This window comes from Vibrio zhanjiangensis (assembly GCF_030161235.1).
Taxonomy (GTDB): Bacteria; Pseudomonadota; Gammaproteobacteria; order Enterobacterales; family Vibrionaceae; genus Vibrio; species Vibrio zhanjiangensis.
Window position 1 is genome coordinate 200639 of sequence record NZ_BSPW01000021.1, and the last position, 22238, is coordinate 222876.

The 22238-nt window shown below is 43.9% G+C and carries 23 protein-coding genes; 22 read left to right on the plus strand and 1 reads right to left on the minus strand.

All coding sequences use genetic code 11. The annotated features are described in order from the left end of the window. Nucleotides 1-12 precede the first annotated feature (12 nt). The 21 genes from fliD (at nt 13) to flhB (ending at nt 20548) form a co-directional block, all read left to right on the plus strand. Complete coding sequence (gene fliD / locus QQK21_RS05875; RefSeq protein ID WP_284191263.1) at nt 13-2037, plus strand: flagellar filament capping protein FliD; 2025 nt, start codon at nt 13-15, stop codon at nt 2035-2037. After that, nucleotides 2021-2344, plus strand: a complete 324-nt coding sequence (locus QQK21_RS05880) for a flagellar protein FliT (protein WP_284191264.1) — start codon at nt 2021-2023, stop codon at nt 2342-2344. Before fliD ends, QQK21_RS05880 begins: the two co-directional genes overlap by 17 nt. Nucleotides 2345-2355: 11 nt before the next feature. Beyond that, nucleotides 2356-2766, plus strand: a complete 411-nt coding sequence (gene fliS / locus QQK21_RS05885) for a flagellar export chaperone FliS (RefSeq protein WP_284191265.1) — start codon at nt 2356-2358, stop codon at nt 2764-2766. Between the two features lie 255 nt (nt 2767-3021). Then, nucleotides 3022-4488, plus strand: a complete 1467-nt coding sequence (locus QQK21_RS05890) for a sigma-54 dependent transcriptional regulator (protein ID WP_284191266.1) — start codon at nt 3022-3024, stop codon at nt 4486-4488. Nucleotides 4489-4611: 123 nt separating this feature from the next. Next, nucleotides 4612-5676, plus strand: coding sequence for a sensor histidine kinase (locus QQK21_RS05895; protein ID WP_284191267.1), 1065 nt, complete (start codon nt 4612-4614; stop codon nt 5674-5676). Further along, on the plus strand, nt 5673-7073 hold the full coding sequence (locus tag QQK21_RS05900) for a sigma-54-dependent transcriptional regulator (protein ID WP_284191268.1): 1401 nt from the start codon (nt 5673-5675) through the stop codon (nt 7071-7073). Before QQK21_RS05895 ends, QQK21_RS05900 begins: the two co-directional genes overlap by 4 nt. Before the next feature lie 96 nt (nt 7074-7169). Continuing rightward, complete coding sequence (gene fliE, locus QQK21_RS05905; protein ID WP_284191269.1) at nt 7170-7481, plus strand: flagellar hook-basal body complex protein FliE; 312 nt, start codon at nt 7170-7172, stop codon at nt 7479-7481. Between the two features lie 79 nt (nt 7482-7560). Beyond that, nucleotides 7561-9249, plus strand: coding sequence for a flagellar basal-body MS-ring/collar protein FliF (fliF, locus tag QQK21_RS05910; RefSeq protein WP_284191358.1), 1689 nt, complete (start codon nt 7561-7563; stop codon nt 9247-9249). Further along, nucleotides 9239-10285 (plus strand): flagellar motor switch protein FliG, encoded by a 1047-nt coding sequence (gene fliG, locus QQK21_RS05915; protein ID WP_284191270.1) that lies wholly within the window; start codon nt 9239-9241, stop codon nt 10283-10285. The genes fliF and fliG overlap by 11 nt, the downstream gene beginning before the upstream one ends. A 24-nt stretch (nt 10286-10309) precedes the next feature. After that, entirely contained in the window at nt 10310-11110 is an 801-nt protein-coding gene (gene fliH, locus QQK21_RS05920) for a flagellar assembly protein FliH (RefSeq protein WP_284191271.1), read from the plus strand. Further along, nucleotides 11110-12441, plus strand: a complete 1332-nt coding sequence (gene fliI, locus QQK21_RS05925; protein ID WP_284191272.1) for a flagellar protein export ATPase FliI — start codon at nt 11110-11112, stop codon at nt 12439-12441. Before fliH ends, fliI begins: the two co-directional genes overlap by 1 nt. 3 nt (nt 12442-12444) lie before the next feature. Beyond that, complete coding sequence (gene fliJ, locus QQK21_RS05930) at nt 12445-12885, plus strand: flagellar export protein FliJ (protein ID WP_284191273.1); 441 nt, start codon at nt 12445-12447, stop codon at nt 12883-12885. A 157-nt stretch (nt 12886-13042) separates the two neighbouring features. Continuing rightward, a complete protein-coding gene (locus tag QQK21_RS05935; protein ID WP_284191274.1) occupies nt 13043-15031 on the plus strand; it encodes a flagellar hook-length control protein FliK in 1989 nt (662 codons plus the stop codon). Nucleotides 15032-15067: 36 nt separating this feature from the next. Next, entirely contained in the window at nt 15068-15565 is a 498-nt protein-coding gene (gene fliL / locus QQK21_RS05940) for a flagellar basal body-associated protein FliL (protein WP_284191275.1), read from the plus strand. Nucleotides 15566-15572: 7 nt separating this feature from the next. Beyond that, nucleotides 15573-16625 (plus strand): flagellar motor switch protein FliM, encoded by a 1053-nt coding sequence (gene fliM, locus QQK21_RS05945; protein WP_284191276.1) that lies wholly within the window; start codon nt 15573-15575, stop codon nt 16623-16625. A 17-nt stretch (nt 16626-16642) separates the two neighbouring features. Next, a complete protein-coding gene (gene fliN / locus QQK21_RS05950; RefSeq protein ID WP_284191277.1) occupies nt 16643-17047 on the plus strand; it encodes a flagellar motor switch protein FliN in 405 nt (134 codons plus the stop codon). Nucleotides 17048-17050: 3 nt separating this feature from the next. Continuing rightward, nucleotides 17051-17470, plus strand: a complete 420-nt coding sequence (fliO, locus tag QQK21_RS05955) for a flagellar biosynthetic protein FliO (protein ID WP_284191278.1) — start codon at nt 17051-17053, stop codon at nt 17468-17470. After that, complete coding sequence (gene fliP / locus QQK21_RS05960; RefSeq protein WP_284191279.1) at nt 17457-18332, plus strand: flagellar type III secretion system pore protein FliP; 876 nt, start codon at nt 17457-17459, stop codon at nt 18330-18332. The genes fliO and fliP overlap by 14 nt, the downstream gene beginning before the upstream one ends. A 12-nt stretch (nt 18333-18344) precedes the next feature. Beyond that, a complete protein-coding gene (fliQ, locus tag QQK21_RS05965) occupies nt 18345-18614 on the plus strand; it encodes a flagellar biosynthesis protein FliQ (protein WP_284191280.1) in 270 nt (89 codons plus the stop codon). An 11-nt stretch (nt 18615-18625) separates the two neighbouring features. Further along, the gene (gene fliR, locus QQK21_RS05970) at nt 18626-19408 is read left to right on the plus strand and encodes a flagellar biosynthetic protein FliR (protein WP_284191281.1); all 783 of its coding nucleotides are present in this window, start codon (nt 18626-18628) and stop codon (nt 19406-19408) included. Nucleotides 19409-19417: 9 nt separating this feature from the next. Continuing rightward, nucleotides 19418-20548 carry a flagellar biosynthesis protein FlhB gene (gene flhB / locus QQK21_RS05975; RefSeq protein WP_284191282.1) on the plus strand — a complete coding sequence of 377 codons (1131 nt, stop codon included), beginning with the start codon at nt 19418-19420 and terminating at the stop codon, nt 20546-20548. An 18-nt stretch (nt 20549-20566) separates the two neighbouring features. Here the strand turns inward: flhB and smrB are convergent, their stop codons facing one another. After that, nucleotides 20567-21097 (minus strand): endonuclease SmrB, encoded by a 531-nt coding sequence (gene smrB, locus QQK21_RS05980; RefSeq protein WP_284191283.1) that lies wholly within the window; start codon nt 21095-21097, stop codon nt 20567-20569. A 62-nt stretch (nt 21098-21159) separates the two neighbouring features. Here smrB and prmB point away from each other — a divergent pair, with 62 nt between their 5' ends. Continuing rightward, on the plus strand, nt 21160-22092 hold the full coding sequence (gene prmB / locus QQK21_RS05985; protein ID WP_284191284.1) for a 50S ribosomal protein L3 N(5)-glutamine methyltransferase: 933 nt from the start codon (nt 21160-21162) through the stop codon (nt 22090-22092). The last annotated feature ends 146 nt before the right edge of the window (nt 22093-22238 follow it).

The window sequence follows — 22238 nt, forward strand, 5'->3', positions numbered from 1 at the left end:
TGAGGTGATTGAATGAGCTTTGGCCCCGTAGGGATGAATTCTGGCATGGATATCAATGCCATGGTCAACAAAGTTGTTGATTCGGAGCGTGTTCCTAAGCAGCAGCGAATCGATAGCGAGCGTGACAAAATTGATTCCAGTATCAGTGCCTACGGTCGGCTCAGAGAGTCGTTGGATACGATGAAAAACTTGATGGTGAGTTTTCGTCAAGAGAAAGCTTTTGCCGCCAGAAAGGTTGAATCGACAGATGAGACCGTCGTGTCTGCGACAGCAACCACTGAAGCTATCGCTGGTAGATATGCTATTGATGTGTTGCAGCTTGCCCAGAGTCATAAAATTGCATCTGATGTATTACCTAAAGATGCTAAATTTGGCCCGGGTAAGCTGCAGATTTCTCTAAATAATAAAGACTTTACAATCCAAGTAAAAAACAATTCAAAGCTGACGGATATTGTCCGCAGTATCAATGAAAATAAAGCCAACCCAGGTGTTCGAGCCTCAGTGATCAACGATGTTGAAGGCCCACGCCTGATTGTTGCATCGAGTAATTCAGGTGAAAAAAATGCGCTCACTTTGAGTGCAGAAGCGGAACCAAACAACCTGCTTAAAAGACTCGAGTACAAAACCCTAGAGCAAAGAGTTAAAGATCTCGAACAAGCGCGGGCAACGGCGCAAGATCTAATCAAGCCGCTTACAGAAGACGAGCAGGCTGTCGCGGATAGGATTGCAGAAAACAATATTAAAGCGGCAAAACTTGTCGATCAAGAGATTGCCGATGCTTCAAAACAGGCGGCAATAGCTGTCGATCCCAATGCAGCTAAAGATGCAAGCGCGGGTAATGAGTTGTCCGACGTCGCAGCCGTTGCAGCTGCGGCTGCGGGTACTCAAGCCAATAAATATCTTAAGCCTGAAGAGAGAATACCCGGTTGGACAGATACCGCATCAGGTACATTACTGGACTCATATTGGGAACCAGAACCTCAGCTTGATGCCAAAGCACTAGAAAAAGCGCCCGATATTCCCGGTTGGAGTCCATCCGCTTCTGGAACGTTGACCGACTCTTATGTGACGCCTAAAGAAGCTCAAGCGGTTCTTGAAGCTAAGCAGGCTGAAATTGAACAAAAACTGGCTCAGGAAAAAGCAGAGCTGGATGCAAAAGTATCTTCTGGAGAATTAACGCCTGAAGAAGCAAAACAAATTGAGCTTGCCAAATTGCCTCAAGAAGAAAGAGAATATTTGGAACGTTTAGACAAAGCACAAGCCGACTTACAGTCGGCTCAGGAATCTTTCGACGCCTATCGAGGTATGACACAGGTTCAAGCTGCGCAAGATTCAAAAGTGCTACTTGATGGTGTTGCGCAACTTTCTAGTGATAATAATATTATTGAAGATGCAATTGAAGGCGTTGATCTAACGTTAAAAGGGCGTTCAGACAAGAATAAAGCGCCTTCTGAAATCGATATCGAATATGACCGCCAGCGAGTGCGTGATGATATTGAGCAGTTTGTAGCAGCCTATAATCAGTTTTACCAGATATCTAAAGAGTTGGCGGGTGTTGATCCTAGAACAGGGCAGGCTGGCCCACTAGCAGGAGAGAGCGTTGTCCGTAACGCTGATTCTAGGCTGAAATCGGTTTTCTCTGCGCGCATAGAACCGGCATCCGAGGAGTTAAAGACACTCACTGAATTTGGTATTGCGACCACTCGGCAAGGAACCCTAGAAATCAACTATGATATGTTGGATCGACAAATCAACAAGAACTTCAATAAGTTGGAAGACTTTTTTGGAGGTAATCAGGGCTTTGCTAAGAAGGTAGAGGACGCCATTCAAGGAATCACTGGCGTGACGGGAACACTCAGGACTCGTGAAAAGACCATGATTGATCGTAATTATAGCCTTAATGATGATCAGGCAGTTTTAGATAGACGTATGGAGAGTCTTGAAAAGCGCACCCACGCCAAATTTACGGCAATGCAAGATGCGACAACAAATATGCAATCGCAATTAGCGAGTATGATGAATGCACTTGGCGGATGAATTTTTGAAAAAGCTCTCTCAGCTTGGTGATTTAGATCACGAAATAGCGAGTAAACTTGCAGAAGCTGAGATTAATTCTGAAGAAATCCTCAATCAGGTCGATACAAGGGAACAGATATTGCTAACCTTGATTAGTATAATAGGCAAGCATGATGAGTTAGCGCAATTACCAGAATGGCATGATGCCATAAAGCGCACTCAGTTAACTGTTGAGCTGATGCAAAGTAAAACGGCAGAACTCGGCAGTAATTTGAAAAAGTACCGTTACGGCAATAAGTCGGTTCAACAGTACAAAAAATATTTATAAAGAGGGTTGTTATGCGTGGTTCGTTACAGGCTTACAAGAAGGTATCGGTAGATAGCCAGCTCAGTGCTGCCTCCCCGCATAAAATTGTTCAAATGCTGATGGCAGGAGCAATTGAGCGTTTGATTCAGGGTAAAGCGGCAATGGAGCAGGGCAATATTCCAATTAAAGGTGAAAGGTTAGGTAAAGCTCTGGATATCATTATTAGTTTACGAAGCTGTTTGTCAATGGATGATGGTGGTGATATTGCTAAGAATCTTGATCAACTTTATGAGTTTATGATTACGCAAATAACCGAAGCCAATCATAAAAATAACCCTCAGCCAATTGATGATGTTATCGACATAATTCGAGAAATTAAGTCTGCGTGGGAGCAAATACCTGCGGAGTATCACAACTTAACTGCAACAGATGTGGGTAATTAAACGATAAGTTTGAATTAAGCAGACTTATAACCATATTTTGTAGCAAAGCTTTGGGTATAAATGTCAAATCACCTAATTGCTTGGTTGCCTTTATTTTTTTATCAAATAGAATGTAAGCCACTAACTTGTTTAGTGGCTAAATTTGTTGCTAAATTTTATAAATTGTCTATCACTAATCCTGTTCTATAGTTAGATTAGTCGTCAGAACAAAATATCAGCCACAACGTTTGAAAATAAAGGCAATAATTCTCTCCTATGCAAGGTTTAGCAAAGCTGCTCGTAATTGAAGATGATGCGCAGGCACGTATCGATCTAAGTAACATATTAGAGTTCGTTGGAGAACAGTGCGAGCCGATAAGTTCTGCACAGTTAGACGACGTTGATTGGTCTAATGGTTGGGCTGGATGCATTCTGGGTTCTTTGAATAACCAAGGCCTTTCCTCTCAACTCAATGGCCATCTATTAAAAGCCAATCATATTCCTTTACTGACTTTGGGAGCAAACTCTCATCCAGTTGAAGATATGACAAATTATGTCGGCGAACTGGAATATCCCTTAAACTACCCACAAGTAAGTGAAGCGCTACGGCACTGTAAAGAATTCCTTGGACGTCAAGGAGTTAACTTCTCCGCCTCTTCTCGTGACAATGCTCTGTTTCGAAGTTTGGTCGGACAAAGTATGGGTATACAGGAAGTCAGGCACCTTATAGAGCAAGTCTCCTCTACTGAAGCGAGCGTGCTTATTTTGGGAGAGTCTGGTACGGGTAAAGAAGTAGTGGCACGTAATATCCACTATCATTCGGCTCGTAAGGCGGGCCCATTTGTGCCAATAAATTGTGGTGCTATTCCTCCTGACTTATTGGAAAGTGAATTGTTTGGTCATGAGAAAGGAGCGTTTACTGGTGCAATTACCTCGCGTAAAGGACGTTTTGAGTTAGCTGAGGGAGGAACTTTGTTTTTGGATGAAATTGGTGATATGCCAATGCCAATGCAAGTTAAACTTCTTCGAGTGTTGCAAGAGCGATGTTTCGAGCGTGTTGGTGGGAATACGACGATAAGAGTTAATGTTCGAGTCATTGCGGCCACTCATCGAAATCTAGAAAATATGATAAAAGACGAATCGTTTCGAGAAGATTTATATTATCGTCTTAATGTTTTCCCTATTGAAATGCCTCCTTTGCGTGATCGGATTGATGATGTCCCTCTATTACTTCAAGAATTAATGGCTCGTATGGAATCGGATGGTACATCATCGATTTGTTTTACCCCAAGATCAATCAACTCGCTTATGGAACATAATTGGCCGGGTAACGTAAGGGAGCTCGCTAATTTGGTGGAAAGGATGATTATTCTCTATCCTAATAGCCTGGTGGACGTCAATCATTTACCAACCAAATATCGATACAGTGATATTCCTGAATTCCATCCTGAGTACAATGCATTTGCAACCATAGAAGAGCAAGAGCGAGATGTATTGCAAGATATATTTTCTGAGGGCTTTAGCCTCGATAAAAGCGAAACAATGCATGAGCATATCCATACACCTCAAGAACTTCCCCCTGAGGGTGTCAACCTGAAGGAAATATTAGCGGATTTGGAGCTGAATATGATTAACCAAGCATTAGAGGCACAAGACGGTGTAGTGGCTCGAGCCGCAGATATGCTTGGTATGCGACGAACAACACTGGTTGAGAAGATGCGTAAGTACAATGTCCAACGTTAGGACGTCAATTATTCACGTCGTCAAAATTCTGACTTGATATTAAGTGTTTGAATTAAATGAATAATAGTCTGGCTTGCTTTTTGCATTCCAGACTATTGTTGTTTTTAAAGGCAGAAATACGACATGCAAGCAGCTCAAGCGATGATGGATCAGAAACCACTTGGTACTATTGAAGAGCAAGTTGAGAGATACAAGCAGGTACTGGATGTTATGCCTGCAGGGGTAATCTTGTTAGACACACAAGGTGTAGTGCATGAAGCGAACCCTGAAGCTCAGAGATTGCTAGAAATGCCTCTTATAGGACAAAAGTGGTTTGAAGTTATTCAGGGGGCCTTTGCTCCTCGAGACGACGATGGTCATGAAGTATCCCTGCATAATGGGCGCAAAGTAAGGCTGGCAATTTCCGCTTCCACCACCGGGCAGTTAATTCTTATCACGGACTTGACTGAAACAAGACTATTGCAATCGCGTATTAGCGATCTGCAACGTCTATCTTCTCTCGGAAGAATGGTGGCCTCACTGGCTCACCAAGTTCGTACCCCTCTGTCTAGCGCCATGCTTTATGCCTCAAATCTTGGTGCTCCAAGTTTACCCGTTGCAACTAAGCAACGTTTTCAAACCAAGCTCATGGACCGTTTACATGATTTAGAAAAGCAAGTGAACGATATGCTGCTGTTTGCCAAAGGTGGTGATAACAAGGTAGTTAAGCCTTTCACAATTTCTGACTTAGTGTCTGAATTTTCTCCTATGGTTGAAACCGCGCTGAAAAATAATCAAATCGATTATCACCTAGAAGTTGAAAAAAGCGACATTGAGATCTTAGGCAATGCGAACGCAATCGCATCAGCATTGAGTAACTTGGTGATGAACGCCATTCAGATTGCAGGGAAAGGTTCTCAAGTGGATGTATTTTTTAGACCTGTACGAAATGAGCTGAAGATATCTGTCTCGGATAGCGGTCCTGGTGTGCCGAAAGAATTACAAAATCAAATTATGGAGCCGTTCTTTACGACTCGATCCCAAGGAACAGGGCTTGGACTTGCTGTTGTGCAGATGGTATGCCGTGCTCATGACGGGAGGCTGGAATTGATTTCAGAAAAAGGGGAAGGAGCATGTTTCACGGTTTGTATCCCTTTTGAAACCAGTTTGGAGTCTAGCCCGAAAACAATCACAGGAGAAGGACAATGATGCAAAGCAAAGTACTGATCGTAGAAGACGATGAAGGTTTGCGCGAAGCCTTAGTGGATACGCTCGCTCTGGCAGGATATGAGTGGTTAGAAGCCGATAGCGCGGAAGATGCCTTGCTCAAACTTAAAGCCCACTCTGTTGATATTGTGGTGTCTGATGTACAGATGGCGGGCATGGGAGGATTAGCTCTGCTACGTACAATCAAGCAGCATTGGCCAAATATTCCTGTCCTACTGATGACAGCCTACGCGAATATAGAAGATGCGGTATCGGCAATGAAAGATGGTGCTATCGATTATATGGCTAAGCCTTTTGCTCCGGAAGTTTTACTCAATATGGTGAGCCGCTATGTTCCCAATAAGTCGGAAGATGATGGCGATGCGGTAGTGGCAGACGACAAGAGTTTAAAATTATTGGCAATGGCAGAAAAAGTGGCCAAAACGGATGCGAATGTCATGGTGCTCGGCCCCAGTGGTTCAGGTAAAGAAGTTATGTCGCGATATATTCACAATGTGTCTAATCGCAAAGACGGTCCTTTTGTGGCTATTAACTGTGCGGCTATTCCAGACAATATGTTGGAAGCCACTTTATTTGGCTATGAAAAAGGGGCTTTTACTGGAGCAGTGCAGGCTTGTCCTGGTAAGTTTGAACAAGCTCAGGGCGGGACTATTTTGCTCGATGAAATCAGCGAAATGGATTTGAATTTGCAAGCTAAGTTATTGCGAGTATTGCAAGAAAGAGAAGTTGAACGGTTAGGGAGCCGGAAGAGCATAAAGCTTGATGTGCGAGTGTTAGCGACCAGTAACCGAGATCTCAAACTTTATGTACAAGAAGGCAATTTCCGCGAGGATTTGTATTATCGTTTAAATGTTTTCCCTCTGGCTTGGCCCGCACTTTGCGAGCGCAAAGGCGATGTTGAGCCACTCGCTAAGCATCTGATAGAGCGTCATTGCAAAAAGCTAGGGTTTCCGGTTCCTGAATTGTCAGCCAGTGCCTTAAACAAGCTGCTTGCGTATCATTGGCCCGGTAATGTTCGTGAGTTAGATAATGTTGTCCAGCGCGCCCTGATTTTGAGTGAGAATAGCCAGATTGATGCTGAGCATATCCTGCTGGAAGGTCTTGATTGGCAAGATGCGTGTAGCCTGCAGTATATCGTCGAAACTGGTCAAATTAACGCGCCTAATATTCGACCCTTAGCTGAAGTTGAAAATGACTTCTCAATGTCTTCGGGTTTAGGGGGAGAATTAAGGGAACAGGAGTTCGCCATTATTTTGGACACGTTGGAAGAGTGTAATGGGCGGCGTAAGGATATGGCAGAAAAATTGGGCATCAGTCCTCGTACACTGCGCTACAAGCTAGCAAAAATGAGAGATGCGGGAATTGATATTCCCAATTAATGCGCAATTTGTATTACCGACTTTTTGTGGCATATAGATTGCAGATTATTCTAACAACAAGGAATGAAGTCAAAGAGTTGACGGTTGAGGTGTTCTATGAAAGTAGATGGTTTCCAAGGCGAATTACAATCAATGATGTTCGAAGCAGCAAATACAAAACCGACTGCGACTGGACAAAAAGTGGGTGCTGATTTTAAAGACTTACTTAATAACGCCATCAACAATGTCAATGGGCTGTCGAAAACATCAAGCGACTTACAAATGCGTTTTGATCGTGGTGATGAGGACATTTCATTATCTGATGTCATGATTGCACGAAACAAATCGAGTGTTGCATTTGAAGCGACAATTCAGGTACGCAACAAGCTTGTTGAAGCGTACAAAGAATTAATGAATATGCCAGTTTAAGCGATAGGTATTGACCGTGTCAGAAGAAGAAAATCCATCAACAGAGCTGGCTGTGGCAGAGAGTGCTCCGGATACAGCCATGGTTGCGACATCAGATATGGATAACGATATTCAGAATCCAGATCTAGACGAGCAAAGTTCGAAGAAATTCGATATGGCCGTGGGCGATTTGGATCTTCTGCGCCAAGTCGTGCTTGTGTTCTCGATTTCCATCTGTGTTGCTTTGATAGTGATGTTGTTTTTCTGGGTCAGAGAGCCTGAAATGCGTCCTCTGGGCGCTTACGATACCGAGGAACTTATCCCTGTATTGGATTATCTTGATCAGGAAAAAATAGATTATAACCTTGATGGTAATACGATCTCAGTCCCAGCTAGTGAATACAATTCAATCAAGCTCAACATGGTTCGAGCTGGTTTGAACAATGAAAAACAGGCTGGAAACGAGATTTTGATGCAGGACATGGGCTTCGGCGTTTCCCAGCGTTTAGAGCAAGAACGTTTAAAATTGAGTCGTGAGCTACAACTTGCCAAGGCGATTGAAGAAATGAAGCATGTGCGTAAAGCGCGTGTGTTGCTGGCTTTACCTAAACAAAGTGTGTTTGTTCGCCACAATCAAGAAGCTTCAGCTTCGGTATTTTTAACCCTCCGTATGGGTGCTTCTCTCAAGCAGGAAGAAGTAGACGCTGTTGTGGATATGGTCGCCAGTGCTGTTCCGGGAATGAAAACCAACCGCATCACTGTAACGGATCAACATGGTCGTTTGTTGAGTTCTGGTTCTCAAGACCCAGCCTCCGCTGCTCGTAGAAAAGAGCATGAACTTGAGCGCAAACAAGAAGAAGCTTTACGAGAAAAAATAGATTCGGTACTGATCCCAATTTTGGGCTTTGGGAACTACACAGCACAAGTCGATATTCAGTTAGATTTCAGCGCTGTAGAGCAAACTCGAAAAAGTTTTGATCCTAATACACCCTCTACGAGAAGTGAGTACACTCTCGAAGACTATAATAATGGTAACGTTGTCGCTGGTGTGCCCGGGGCGCTCAGTAATCAACCGCCTGCGGATGCGTCCATTCCTCAAGATGTTGCGCAGATGAAGGACGGTTCTTTACTTGGGCAAGGTTCTGTTCACAAAGAAGCGACACGTAATTTTGAATTGGATACCACAATCAGTCATGAGCGTCGCCAGTCGGGGATAGTCAATCGTCAAACCGTCGCGGTTGCGATAAAAAATCGTCCAACCACTAATCCTGATACAGGAGAGACGACCTACCAACCGATTTCTGATGCAGAGTTAAAGTCAATTCGAGATTTACTGATTGGGGCAGTTGGCTTCAACGAAAATCGCGGTGATTTGTTGAATGTGCTTAGTATGCAGTTTGCAGAGCCTGAGGTTGAGGTTTTGCTTGATGTGCCTATCTGGGAACATGAAAACTTTAATGACTGGATGAGATGGTTGGCCAGTGCACTTGTTATCATAGTGATTGTTCTTGTATTGGTTCGTCCTGCAATGACCAAACTGCTCAATCCAGCTTCGGATGATGACGACGATTTGTATGGCCCAGATGGCTTGCCCATTGGTGCTGATGGAGAAACAAGCCTCATTGGCGGTGACATGGATGGTGGAGAGTTATTTGAGTTTGGCTCTAGTATTGACTTACCTAATCTCCACAAAGATGAAGACGTGCTCAAAGCAGTTCGAGCTCTCGTAGCAAATGAGCCTGAGCTAGCGGCGCAAGTAGTGAAGAACTGGATGGAAGATGGCAAATGACGTAGCCCCGAAAGGGGAAGGTGATGAAAACACCTTAGATATCGAAAGTGTACCAGGTGAAGAACGTGCCGCTATTTTGTTGTTGAGCCTCAACGAACAAGACGCAGCTGGAATTATTCGCCATCTAGAACCCAAGCAAGTACAGCGTGTCGGTAGTGCGATGGCGCAAGCTGCTAGCTTCAATCAAGAAAAGGTCAGTGTTGTTCACCGAGCATTTTTAGAAGATATCCAAAAATACACCAATATAGGCATGGGCAGTGAAGACTTCATGCGTAATGCTTTAGTTGCCGCTCTTGGTGAAGACAAAGCCAATAACCTTGTTGACCAGATATTACTTGGTACAGGCTCAAAAGGTTTGGATTCACTTAAATGGATGGATCCCCGTCAGGTTGCCAGCATAATTATCAATGAGCACCCTCAGATTCAAACCATCGTACTTTCCTATTTGGAGCCGGACCAATCTGCGGAAATTTTGACACAATTTGCAGAGCGTGACGCGCTTGACCTCATTATGCGTATCGCCACTTTAGAAGAAGTCCAACCATCTGCTTTGGCTGAGTTAAATGAAATTATGGAGAAACAGTTTGCAGGTCAAGCCGGTGCTCAAGCTGCGAAAATTGGTGGTACTAAGGCTGCTGCTGAAATCATGAACTTTATGGATAACCAGATGGAAGGCATCATGATGGAGCAAATTCGTGAGCAAGATGAAGACATGGCAACACAGATTCAAGATCTAATGTTTGTGTTTGAAAACCTTATTGAAGTGGATGACCAAGGGATTCAAAAATTGCTGCGTGATGTTCCTCAAGATGCGCTGCAACGTTCACTTAAAGGTGCCGATGATGCTCTTCGTGAAAAGATATTCAAGAATATGTCCAAACGTGCAGCAGAGCTTATGCGTGATGACCTTGAGGCGATGGCACCAATCAAGGTCTCTGATGTTGAAGCGGCACAGAAAGAAGTGCTGGCTATTGCACGTAAAATGGCTGACTCCGGTGAAATTGTACTTGGCGGTGGTGCTGATGAATTCTTGTAGTTTTGAAAGTTAGGTGACGTGGCAATGTCAGACGAAAGAAAGCGTGGATATTTGCGCATAGAAGATGGCGATCTTGCCCATAAAACGGAATTGTGGGGGATGCCGGACTATTCATCGGAAACGCGTTCTCAGGCTAAAGAAACAGCCATGAATTACGATCCTAGTTGGATGCCTGTTCTTCCCGAGCCAGAACCCGAGCCACCTAAAGAACTCACCGAAGAAGAAATTGAGCAAATCAAGCGACAGGCTTATGAAAACGGATTGTTGCAAGGTCAGGAAGCGGGGTTTACGCAAGGTTTTGAAAAAGGAAAGGAACAAGGGCTTGTTGAAGGTCATAAGGAAGGTTTTGAAGAGGGGAAAACTGAGGGAATAGAGGCTGGACAAGAGCTTGTGCAACAGCAAATTCAAACGTTTGTCGGACTGGCGAATCAATTTGCTCAACCACTTGAGTTACTTAATGTCCAAGTTGAAAGGCAGATTGTTGATATGGTATTAACTTTGGTCAAGGAAGTGGTCCATGTCGAAGCTCAAATCAATCCTAAAGTTGTGTTAGACACCGTCAAACAGTCTGTTGAAGCACTTCCTGTCTCTGGGCATTCCATCACGATTAAACTTCATCCCGATGATATTGACATCGTGCGTTCCTCTTATGGCGAAGGTGAACTTGAATTTCGCAACTGGTTGCTTGCCGCAGAACCAGCATTAAATCGTGGTGATTTGCAGATTGAAGCCGGTGAATCGAGTGTCAATTACCGCTTAGAAGATAGAATTCGCAGTGTGCTCAATAACTTCTGCGGTACAAATCATCACCAAGGTGGTGACTGATGTTAGCGCTTGCAGAACGTCTTTCGCATTATCAAACGGATGGGCTGACTTGTCGTCCTGTTGCATCCGGTAAATTGGTAAGAGTCGTAGGATTGACACTGGAGGCGACAGGATGCCGAGCTCCGATTGGAAGTCTTTGCCAAGTTGAGACGATTCATGGTCACATGGATGCAGAGGTGGTAGGTTTTTCAGGTGATAACCTCTTTCTTATGCCAAGTGAACAAATTACTGGGGTTTTGCCAGGCGCTAAAGTCACACCGCTTGCGACCGACTCTGGCTTGCCTGTTGGGATGGAGTTGTTAGGGCGGGTTATCGACGGGGTAGGAAATCCTCTAGATGGGTTGGGGCCTCTTTATACAGAAAAACGCGCTAAATTTAATTCTGATCCTATCAATCCCCTTTCTCGAAAACCCATTTCTGAACCTTTGGACGTTGGGATAAAAGCCATTAACGGGTTACTTACGGTCGGTAAAGGTCAACGTATAGGCTTATTTGCTGGCTCGGGCGTGGGTAAGTCGGTTACTTTAGGCATGATGACTCGGGGGACAACCGCTCAGGTGGTGGTAGTTGGCCTAATCGGTGAGCGTGGGCGAGAAGTTAAAGAGTTTATCGACGAAATATTGGGAGTTGACGGACGTCAGCGTTCAGTGGTTGTTGCTGCTCCAGCCGATTCATCACCTTTAATGCGTCTAAAAGGATGCCAGACAGCGTTAACTATCGCTGAGTATTTTCGCGATCAAGGCCTTGATGTGCTGCTTCTCATGGATTCTCTTACTCGTTTTGCACAAGCTCAGCGAGAAATTGCGTTGTCGGTTGGTGAGCCTCCTGCTACTAAAGGTTATCCGCCGTCTGTGTTTGCTAAATTACCCGCTTTGGTTGAGCGGGCAGGAAATGGCAGTCAAGAACATGGATCTATCACGGCCTTTTTCACTGTTCTGACAGAAGGTGATGATTTACAAGATCCCATTGCAGATGCTTCACGAGCGATACTGGATGGTCATATTGTGTTGTCGCGGGAAATGGCCGATGCTGGTCATTATCCAGCGATTGATGTTGAAAAGTCAGTCAGTCGAGTGATGCCACAGGTGACAAACGAAGAACAAATCCTAATGTCGAAGGCCGTGAGACAAGTACTGTCAGTCTGTAGGAAAAATCAAGATTTGGTTTCAATTGGTGCTTATAAACCAGGCTCTGATCCTGCGATAGACAGTGCCTTTACTCTAAAGCCTAAGTTAGATAATTTCCTACAACAAGGTATGCAAGAAACTGTGCCTTATGATATGAGTATTAGTATGTTGCGCAATCTACTCCAAGTACCTGTGGAGGAGTAACGGATGGATAACGCGATTGCATTTCTTCTTGAACAATCTAAAGAACGTGAAAAGCAAGCGTTGCTTGCACTGAGCCGAGCTCGCTCTGAACTTCAAGATTATTATCAGCAACTGAAACAAATAGAAAATTACCGTTTAGACTATTGTGACCAATTGGTAGAAAAGGGTAAACAGGGCCTGACGGCAAGTCAGTATATGCATCTAAATAGATTTCTAACAACGCTGGATGAGACCTTGTCCAAACAAAAGCAGGCTGAGCAACATTTTCTCTCGCAAGTCGACCATTGTGAACAAAATTGGGCTGAATGCCGAAAGAGACGACGTTCATATGAATGGCTTATTGAGAAAAAACGGAGCGAAAAAGAGCGAATACAACATATCAGAGAACAAAAGCTGATGGACGAGTTTTCTACCTTGCAATATGCCCGTCGTTCTGCGCATTGAGACTAGCGAACATGGTTATCGGGTATGAATCATACGCTCTTTATTTATTTGGCTCATTTCTTGCTGGTTAAATATTGTTAAATATTGCTGCGCCCTGTTTGGTTGTTTCAATGCTTGGTCGTGGCAGTTCTCTCAATTGTATGTGAGCGCTCTGTTTATGAATGTAAATCTAACTCCAGTGTCAGACTCTTCTAAAGCCACTACGTCCACCTCTCAGTCTTCAGAGACTGAGCAATCGGAAGGTTTCTTTTCCAAATTGGCCGCATTTTTAAAAGGCGAATCTGGTGATAAGCCTGAGACAAAAAAGGTCACGACTGATTCTTCATCCGTTGGAGATGAAAGTACGAAACTAATGCTAGAACAACAGGTTAATCTCGATGAAGATGCTATTGGTGAAGAGCTTGTCACTGTCTCAAAGAGCGCTGAATCTGACAAGGCAATAGATGTGGAGGTTGCAGGCTCTGCAAACAAAGAATCTTCAAACAAAGCAGAGATACCTATCGAAGCCGTGCTTCCACAAAGTGAATCCTCCATTTCCGCTAACGGATTTGATTCTGATGCCGAGAAAATAGTGTCGGAAAATAGCGAATTGCTTGAAAGAATTGATGGTGCCAACAGAGCACTGCAATCTTCACACGGCAAGGAGTTGCCACCAGAGGTTCAGTTGGCGCAGGCTCCCTCTGATTCGGCTAACATGGTAACGCCTAAGCTGTATAATCAAGCTCAGTTAAGGCAAACAATCGCCAAAGACAATGTTGTGGCTGATATTAATATTGCGACTGACGTAATTGGTAATGTTGAAAAAATTCAGCCGAGAGAAGCGCCAATTGGCCCTTCGCAAAAGCTGATGAATGACATTCCAGAAAAGCTTATTGAATCTGAGCCGTTATCATCAAATTTACCTTTGAATTCCGAGGTGAATCAGTACGGCCATTTGGGTGTCGAACAAGTGGCAAGAGCCAATCTGGGCGAGATTGAAAACGCCAAGCTAGTGAATAGTGCTGATATTGAACAGCTTAAGCTTCAACTGAAAGCGCAAGGAGTGACAGACAAAGAGATTGAGCAAATAGTAGAGTTTGCGAAAGCTCAAGCGCTATCAGAGCCGCTGCCCAGTCATGTTTCTCCTTTAGCCAAAGCGGTTAACAGTGAGTTGAGAAAGCAGCCCGCTAGTCAACAGAACTTAGATATCACCAATCAAGACTTTGCTAATTCAAAAGTTGACGGTCAGGGTAACGCAGCGGCTGGATTGGAAGCTGCTCCGACAATGATGGCCTCTGCGATTCCGTGGTCGAGTTCCGTTGAGGAGACTGAATTAAGTGTGAGTGAGGTGCCACAAAAAGTTGAAGTGAAACATAAGGCGCAACATGCTCAATGGAGTCAATCAGTTTCGCCACAACTGAACCAAACATCGGCAACAATCAATGGTCAGCAACTTGTTCAGGCTAGCGCAAGTACTCCATTTAGTAATGAGTTTTCCGTAAATCAGCTACAGCATGTTGCCGCGACTCCCGTTGCCAGTGAACAGGTTATGTTAAAAACAGCCATGGGGGCAAAGGCCGTTGAATCACTAGGAAAACTATCACAGACAGGCTCTAAGTCTGAAGCAAGTCGTGCCTCAGAGCCCAGTTTAGTTCAGCAACTGGCTCAAGCAAGTGGTCAACAGGCTGGCACAGGTCAAACTCAACTGCGAGCCGAGCAGATGGTTGCTCAGGCCCCGATGCCTCTCAATCGAGAGATGGCAGGAGAGCAGGTTGCTGAACGTGTTCAGATGATGATGTCGAAAAATCTTAAAAACGTGGATATCCGCCTTGATCCACCAGAGTTAGGTAGATTACAAATTCGCCTAAATATGGGAGGTGATGGAGCGACTGTACATTTCACAGTCGCAAACCAACAGGCGAGAGATGTTATCGAGCAATCAATGCCTCGTTTAAGGGAAATGTTGGCTCAGCAAGGAGTGCAATTAGGCGACTCTTCTGTTCAACAGCAATCTTCAGGGCAACAGAATCGTTATGCTGGAAATGGCCCCGATAGTGGTCAAGGCAGCAGCAATCAAGCCTTTGCTGGCGACGAAAACCTTGAACCAGACGTCAATCTTGATTTGAATGTAATAACAAAGCGTGATGGAATCAGTTATTACGCTTAAACTATAGAAAAGTAAGCAAAATAGAGAACCACGGATATGGCCGACGAAGAAATCGAAACAGAAGCACCCAAAGGTAAAGGTAAGCTGTTAATTATCATCATCGCTGTCGTTGTATTGTTAGCCGGTGGTGGCGGTGCTGCGTTTTTTATGATGGGGTCTGATGATGCTGGAGATGCTGAACAAGCTGTTCAACAAGAGGCTGAAGTGTCGGCGGAACCAGTATCTTATGTCAATATTGCTCAACCTTTTCTTTTTAATGTTACTGGTGACACTAAAGAGCGATTGGTACAAATAAAAGTACAATTGATGGTTAGAGGATTTGAAAATGAAAACTTGGCACGTTATCACTCTCCGTTAATTGAAAGTTCGCTGCTCGGTACCTTTGCCTCAGCGACGGTAGAGCAATTAAGAAGTGTGAATGGACGAGTCGAGCTGAGAGACAAAGCGACAGAGGACATTAAAGCAAGTTTAAATCGCGCCGTAGGTCAACCTGTGATTGAACGTGTGTTGTTTACTGATTTTGTAATACAGTAGGTGAATAGTGACCGATCTATTAAGCCAAGATGAGATTGATGCTCTGCTCCATGGTGTCGACGATGTCGACGATGGTGACGGTGGTGGGGATGGCGACAGTAGTGGCCCGACAGTAGATTTCGATTTTTCGTCTCAAGATCGGATAGTCCGTGGTCGGATGCCCACATTGGAGTTGATAAATGAGCGTTTTGCCAGACATATGCGCATTAGCTTGTTTAATATGCTTAGAAAAGCTGCTGAAGTATCAATCAACGGCGTTCAAATGATGAAGTTTGGTGAGTATCAGAATACCCTTTATGTACCAACAAGTTTGAACATGGTGCGTTTTAGGCCACTAAAAGGTACTGCTCTTATCACAATGGAGGCTCGTTTAGTTTTCATCTTAGTAGAAAATTTCTTTGGTGGCGATGGACGCTATCACGCTCGAATTGAGGGGCGTGAATTTACGCCAACTGAGCGTCGTATTGTTCAATTGCTGCTAAAAATTGTCTTTGCAGATTACAAGGAAGCTTGGTCTCCTGTCATGGGGGTTGAGTTTGAGTATCTCGATTCAGAAGTTAACCCAAGTATGGCCAATATTGTCAGTCCTACAGAAGTGATTGTAGTGAGCTCATTCCATATTGAGGTTGATGGTGGCGGTGGTGATTTTCACGTAGTCATGCCTTATTCCATGGTGGAACCTATTCGAGAACTGCTTGATGCAGGTGTACAATCTGACAAGATGGAAACCGATGTGCGCTGGAGTAGCGCACTGCGTGAAGAAATCATGGATGTTCCGGTGAATTTTAGAGTTAACTTGCTTGAGCAAGACATTTCTCTTCGAGATCTTATGGAGCTTCAACCGGGTGATATTATCCCTGTAAACATGCCGGAAAATGCTACCATGTTCGTTGAAGAACTCCCTACATATCGAGTCAAAATGGGGCGTTCTGGAGAAATGTTAGCAGTGCAAGTTTCTGAAAAAATTAAACGCCCTGATGTTGTTAAAACCGATATCGCATTTTTAGGTAAGGACGTCATCTCTGAGTTAGAAGAAGATGACGGTGAAATAGAAGATTAGTAAATAGGTATTTAGGTATGGATGAAGATCAAAAATTGGCGGATGAATGGGCCGCAGCGTTAGGAGAGGACCCAGATGCACCTGATATAGACGTAGATGAGGTTATGTCTGCGCAGCTTGATGAACTTCAAGACACTTCATCGCCTATTTCGGAAGATGAGAGGCGCAAACTTGATACCATTCTCGATATCCCCGTCACCATATCAATGGAAGTAGGGCGTTCTAAGATTAGTATTCGTAACCTATTACAACTTAACCAAGGGTCAGTGGTTGAATTGGAGCGTTTGGCTGGTGAGTCGCTGGATGTCTTGGTGAATGGAACCTTAATCGCGCATGGTGAGGTAGTGGTAGTGAACGATAAGTTTGGTATTCGTCTGACAGATGTGATTAGCCAAACTGAACGAATTAAGAAGTTAAGGTAGGTTATGGTGAGTTGCAAAAACAGAATCAGGCTTTTGGCTCTGTTACCTATCTCTCCGTTTGCTCTGGCTGAAAGTCCTAGCAATCAACAATTGGACTGGGCAACAACTTTTGGTTCTTTGATATTTGTTGTGGCGTTTATTTTGTTTCTTGCTTGGTTATTAAAGCGCATGCGAGTGCCTGCCATGATGAATCAAGGTGGATTAAGTATTGTTCGCCAACTTCCTGTTGGTACTCGCGAGCGAGTGGTGATTGTACAAGCTGGTGAGGAACAGTTTTTAGTCGGAGTGACTTCTCAGTCAGTTCAATTGATTTCTAAACTTGAGACACCTTTAAAGCAGGAAGAAATGAATAAATCGGCGTTTGCAAGCGCTCCTTTCGCTACTCAACTCACTCAGATATTGAAAAAAAATGATAAACACTAGCAGGTGGCTACCCTTCATACTGGCGTTTTTGTTGACCGTGTTTTCAACACTGTCTTTGTCTGAAGAATCCATATCGACTCCTATTCCCTCCAATGCAGCACCATCACAAGCGGTAACGGTTTCCGCGATGGAAAAGGAGCAAGGAGCCGCGAGAACGATTTCAACCAGCAGCTTTTCTGGCGGTGGAGGTGGTATTCCTGCTTTTACCATGACCACCAACTCAGATGGTAGCGAAGATTATTCGGTAAACCTGCAAATATTGGCTTTGATGACTATGTTAGGCTTTTTGCCTGCTATGGTCATCCTGATGACCTCATTTACGCGTATTGTTGTGGTGATGTCTATTTTGCGTCAGGCGATGGGATTGCAGCAAACCCCTTCTAATCAGGTGATTATTGGTATCGCTATTTTCTTGACGTTTTTTATTATGTCGCCAGTTCTCGACAAGATAAATACAGATGCAATCCAGCCCTATATCAATGAGCAAATAACCGCACGTAAAGCTTTCGATTTAGCTCAGTTACCAATGAAAGACTTCATGCTGAAACAAACCCGAGTTAAGGACCTAGAGACGTTTGTCAACATCTCGGGTTCAGATGCTCGAAGGCCAGAGGATGTCTCTATGGCGGTACTCATTCCCGCTTTTATTACTTCTGAGCTGAAAACAGCCTTCCAGATAGGTTTTATGTTATTTCTTCCGTTCCTGATCATAGATTTAGTGGTTGCTTCCGTTCTTATGGCTATGGGTATGATGATGCTGTCGCCTATGATTGTTTCTTTACCCTTTAAATTGATGCTATTTGTACTTGTTGATGGTTGGAATCTTATCCTATCAACATTGGCTGGTAGCTTTGCCCTTTAGCAGGAGGAAAGCATGACGCCTGAACTCTTTGTTGAGTTATTTAGAGACGCATTGTGGATGGTGCTGATAATGGTCTGTGCCATTATAATTCCAAGCCTTCTAATTGGTTTGGTTGTGGCAATTTTTCAGGCGGCAACATCGATCAATGAACAGACATTGAGTTTTTTACCACGTTTGGTGGTGACTTTATTGGCTATGATGCTTTTTGCTCATTGGATGACACAAATGCTAATGGAGTACTTTTTCTCTATCGTAGAACGTTTACCTCAGGTTTTATATTAAGGTGATGGGGAATGGAGTATCCGACTAGCGTAATACTGGATTGGATTGCCAATTACTTTTGGCCTTACACCCGAATAGCAGCCATGCTGATGGTGATGTCAGTGACTGGTGCAAGGTTTGTGTCCACACGTGTTCGTCTTTATTTGGGGTTAGCGATCACATTTGCCGTCATGCCCGCCGTTCCTGTTGTACCTGATAATATTGAGCTCCTCTCTTTTCAAGGTTTTATGACGGTTCTTGAGCAGATCATTATTGGTGTTGCGATGGGAACAATCACTCAGTTTATGATTCAGACCTTTGTTATTCTCGGCCAGATATTAGGTATGCAGTCGAGTTTAGGTTTTGCTTCAATGGTTGATCCAGCGAACGGTCAGAATACGCCTTTGTTGGGCCAATTGTTTATGTTTTTGGCAACCATGTTCTTTCTCGCAACAGATGGACATCTCAAAATGATCACACTGGTCGTGATGAGTTTCAAATCCTTACCCATAGGTAGTGGTTCGCTTAACACCGTCGATTTTAGAGAGTTGGCACTTTGGCTTGGTATTATGTTTCAGGTAGCCCTGAGTATGTCTCTCTCAGGAATTATTGCCTTATTAACCATTAACCTATCTTTCGGTGTTATGACCCGAGCAGCGCCTCAACTGAACATATTTTCTCTTGGTTTTGCTTTTGCGCTGATTGTTGGTTTACTGCTGTGCTGGTATATCATCTCGGGCTTGTATAGCCACTATGAGCTATTCTGGTTGCAAGGAGAGCAGCAAGTATGTCGCTTTATTCGTTTGAATTGCTAGGAGGTTGAGTTGGCAGAGTCAGACGGCCAAGAACGTACCGAAGAGGCCACGCCCAAACGATTGCAACAGGCACGTGAAAAAGGTCAAGTTGCTCGTTCAAAGGAACTCGCATCGGTTTCAGTGTTGGTGATTGGGGCGGTTGCGCTTATGTGGTTTGGCGAGTGGCTTTCTCGTTCTCTGTTTACGTTGATGAAAAGGTTATTTAATCTATCCCGCGAAGAGATATTCGATCTAACTAAACTTTTTGATATTGCCTTTGGTGCTATGGGGGAGTTGCTCGCGCCTCTGATCATCATCCTTCTGGTTCTCTTTATTGCCGCTTTAGCAGGGGCTGCGGGGATAGGCGGAATAAACTTCTCTGTTGAAGCTGCAATGCCTAAGTGGTCAAAAATGAACCCGCTAAGCGGCTTAAAGCGCATGGTTGGGGTGCAAAGTTGGGTTGAGCTGATTAAATCAATACTCAAGGTAACCTTGGTCTCCGGAGTGGCCTTTTATTTGATAGACGCAGCCCAAGAAGATTTGTTTCAGTTGAGTTTAGATGTGTACCCTCAGAATATTTTCCATGCATTAGACATATTACTTAATTTTGTATTTTTAATTAGTTGTTCACTACTAATTGTCGTAGCCATCGATATTCCATTTCAGATTTGGCAGCATGCCAATCAACTAAAAATGACAAAGCAGGAAGTGAAAGACGAATACAAGGAAACAGAAGGTAGACCTGAAGTAAAAGGCCGTATTCGAATGTTACAAAGGGAAGCGGCTCAACGCAGGATGATGGCAGAAGTGCCACAAGCAGATGTCATTGTGACCAACCCTGAGCATTTCTCTGTTGCTTTAAGATACAAGCAAGATATAGATAAAGCGCCAATTGTTGTTGCAAAAGGCACAGACCATATGGCGCTAAAAATTCGAGAAATTGCCCGAGAACATGATATCTATGTCATTCCGGCTCCACCTTTAGCAAGGGCTCTGTATCACTCCACAGAGTTAGAGCAGGCTATTCCTGATGGTTTGTTTACCGCAGTGGCCCAAGTCTTAGCGTATGTTTTCCAATTAAAACAATATCGCAAACGGGGCGGCAAGAGACCGAACTTTAAATCCTCAGATTTACCTATTCCGCCGCAATACAGAAAGTAGTTTTGGTGAATAATGTTGTCATTTTTCTGGTATCGAAAGCAAGACCAGCAGTGCTCCATCACCACCGAATTCCAAAGGTGCTTGATGAAAAGCCATAACGTCTGGATGTTGAGCTAACCACAATGGTGTCTTCTGTTTTAGGATATGTTTGCCTATACCATGTTGAACACAGGCACAACTGACTTCATTTTTGATGCAGTAGGCGATCATTGCGCCGAGTTCGCGTTTGGCTTCATTCTGTGTCATACCATGCATATCTAGAAATACATCTGGAACATAGACACCTCGTCTGAGACGTTTTACTTCGTATTGAGAAACGTCATCTCGAGCATAACGAGTGGGTCCTTGTTCATTTAGCAAAGGCACAAATTCGTCAGAAAAGTAAAACTCGGTATCGCTTGCCTCACGGGCTTGGCGAATGGTTTCTTTTTGTTTAGTGTTTTTTTTTGTTTGCTGGACTATGGTATCCTGACGCAACTTTTTAACGCCTTGTACTGCATCCCTAAAAAGGGCGAAATCGTCATTAATTTCGGTGTCTTTCTTGCTCATTCGGTGATTGATACTTAAATAAAATGCTATTGGCAGTATTGTAGCGCTTTTCGGAGGCAATTTTGGATAAGATTTTTGTGGAAGAGGCTGTGTCTGAGTTACACACGCTTCAGGATGTAATTCGTTGGACGGTAAGTCGCTTCAATGCTGCGAACCTATTTTATGGACAAGGTACTGATAACGCATGGGATGAGGCGTTACAACTTATTCTTCCTACCCTGTATTTACCTATTGATGTTCCTCCGCACGCTTTGAATTCTCGCTTAACCAGCAGTGAAAGGCTACGTGTTGTCGAAAGGGTCGTAAAGCGTATCAACGAGCGAACGCCAACGGCTTATTTAACCAATCGTGCATGGTTTTGTGGTTTGGAATTCTTTGTTGATGAGAGAGTCCTTATTCCACGTTCTCCAATCGGGGAGCTCATTCAAGCCGATTTTCAACCTTGGCTTATTGAACAACCGACCCGGATAATGGATCTTTGCACTGGGAGTGGATGTATTGCGATTGCGTGCGCCCATGCTTTCCCTGAGGCTGAAGTGGACGCCATTGATATTTCTTCTGATGCATTGCAGGTGGCGGAACAAAATATACAGGATCATGGAATGGATCAGCAGGTGTTTCCTATTCGTTCGGATCTGTTTAGGGATCTCAATAAAGAGCAATACAACCTCATTGTTTCGAATCCGCCTTATGTTGATGAAGAAGATATGAATAGTTTGCCTGATGAGTTTACCCATGAACCCGAGCTGGGTTTAGCCGCTGGAACGGATGGATTGAAGATAGTAAGGCGTATTCTTGCGAATGCACCTGATTACTTAACAGAAAAAGGGATACTTATCTGCGAGGTCGGTAATTCAATGGTTCATATGATGGAGCAATATTCACATATTCCATTTACTTGGATTGAATTTGAGAATGGAGGCCATGGTGTGTTTATGCTGACACGAGCCCAATTGCTTGAACATGCTCAAGAGTTTTCCATCTACAAAGACTAGTGAGTTCGAATCGTTTGATTTTATGAGTAGCGCCAAGCCAATCCTAGCTTGGCGTTTTGGTATCCTAATCGAAAAATAGATCGGTTTAGGGCTTTACATCAATCACTAATCAAGCGACTATGAAATTATTAAAATTTAAAGTGTAA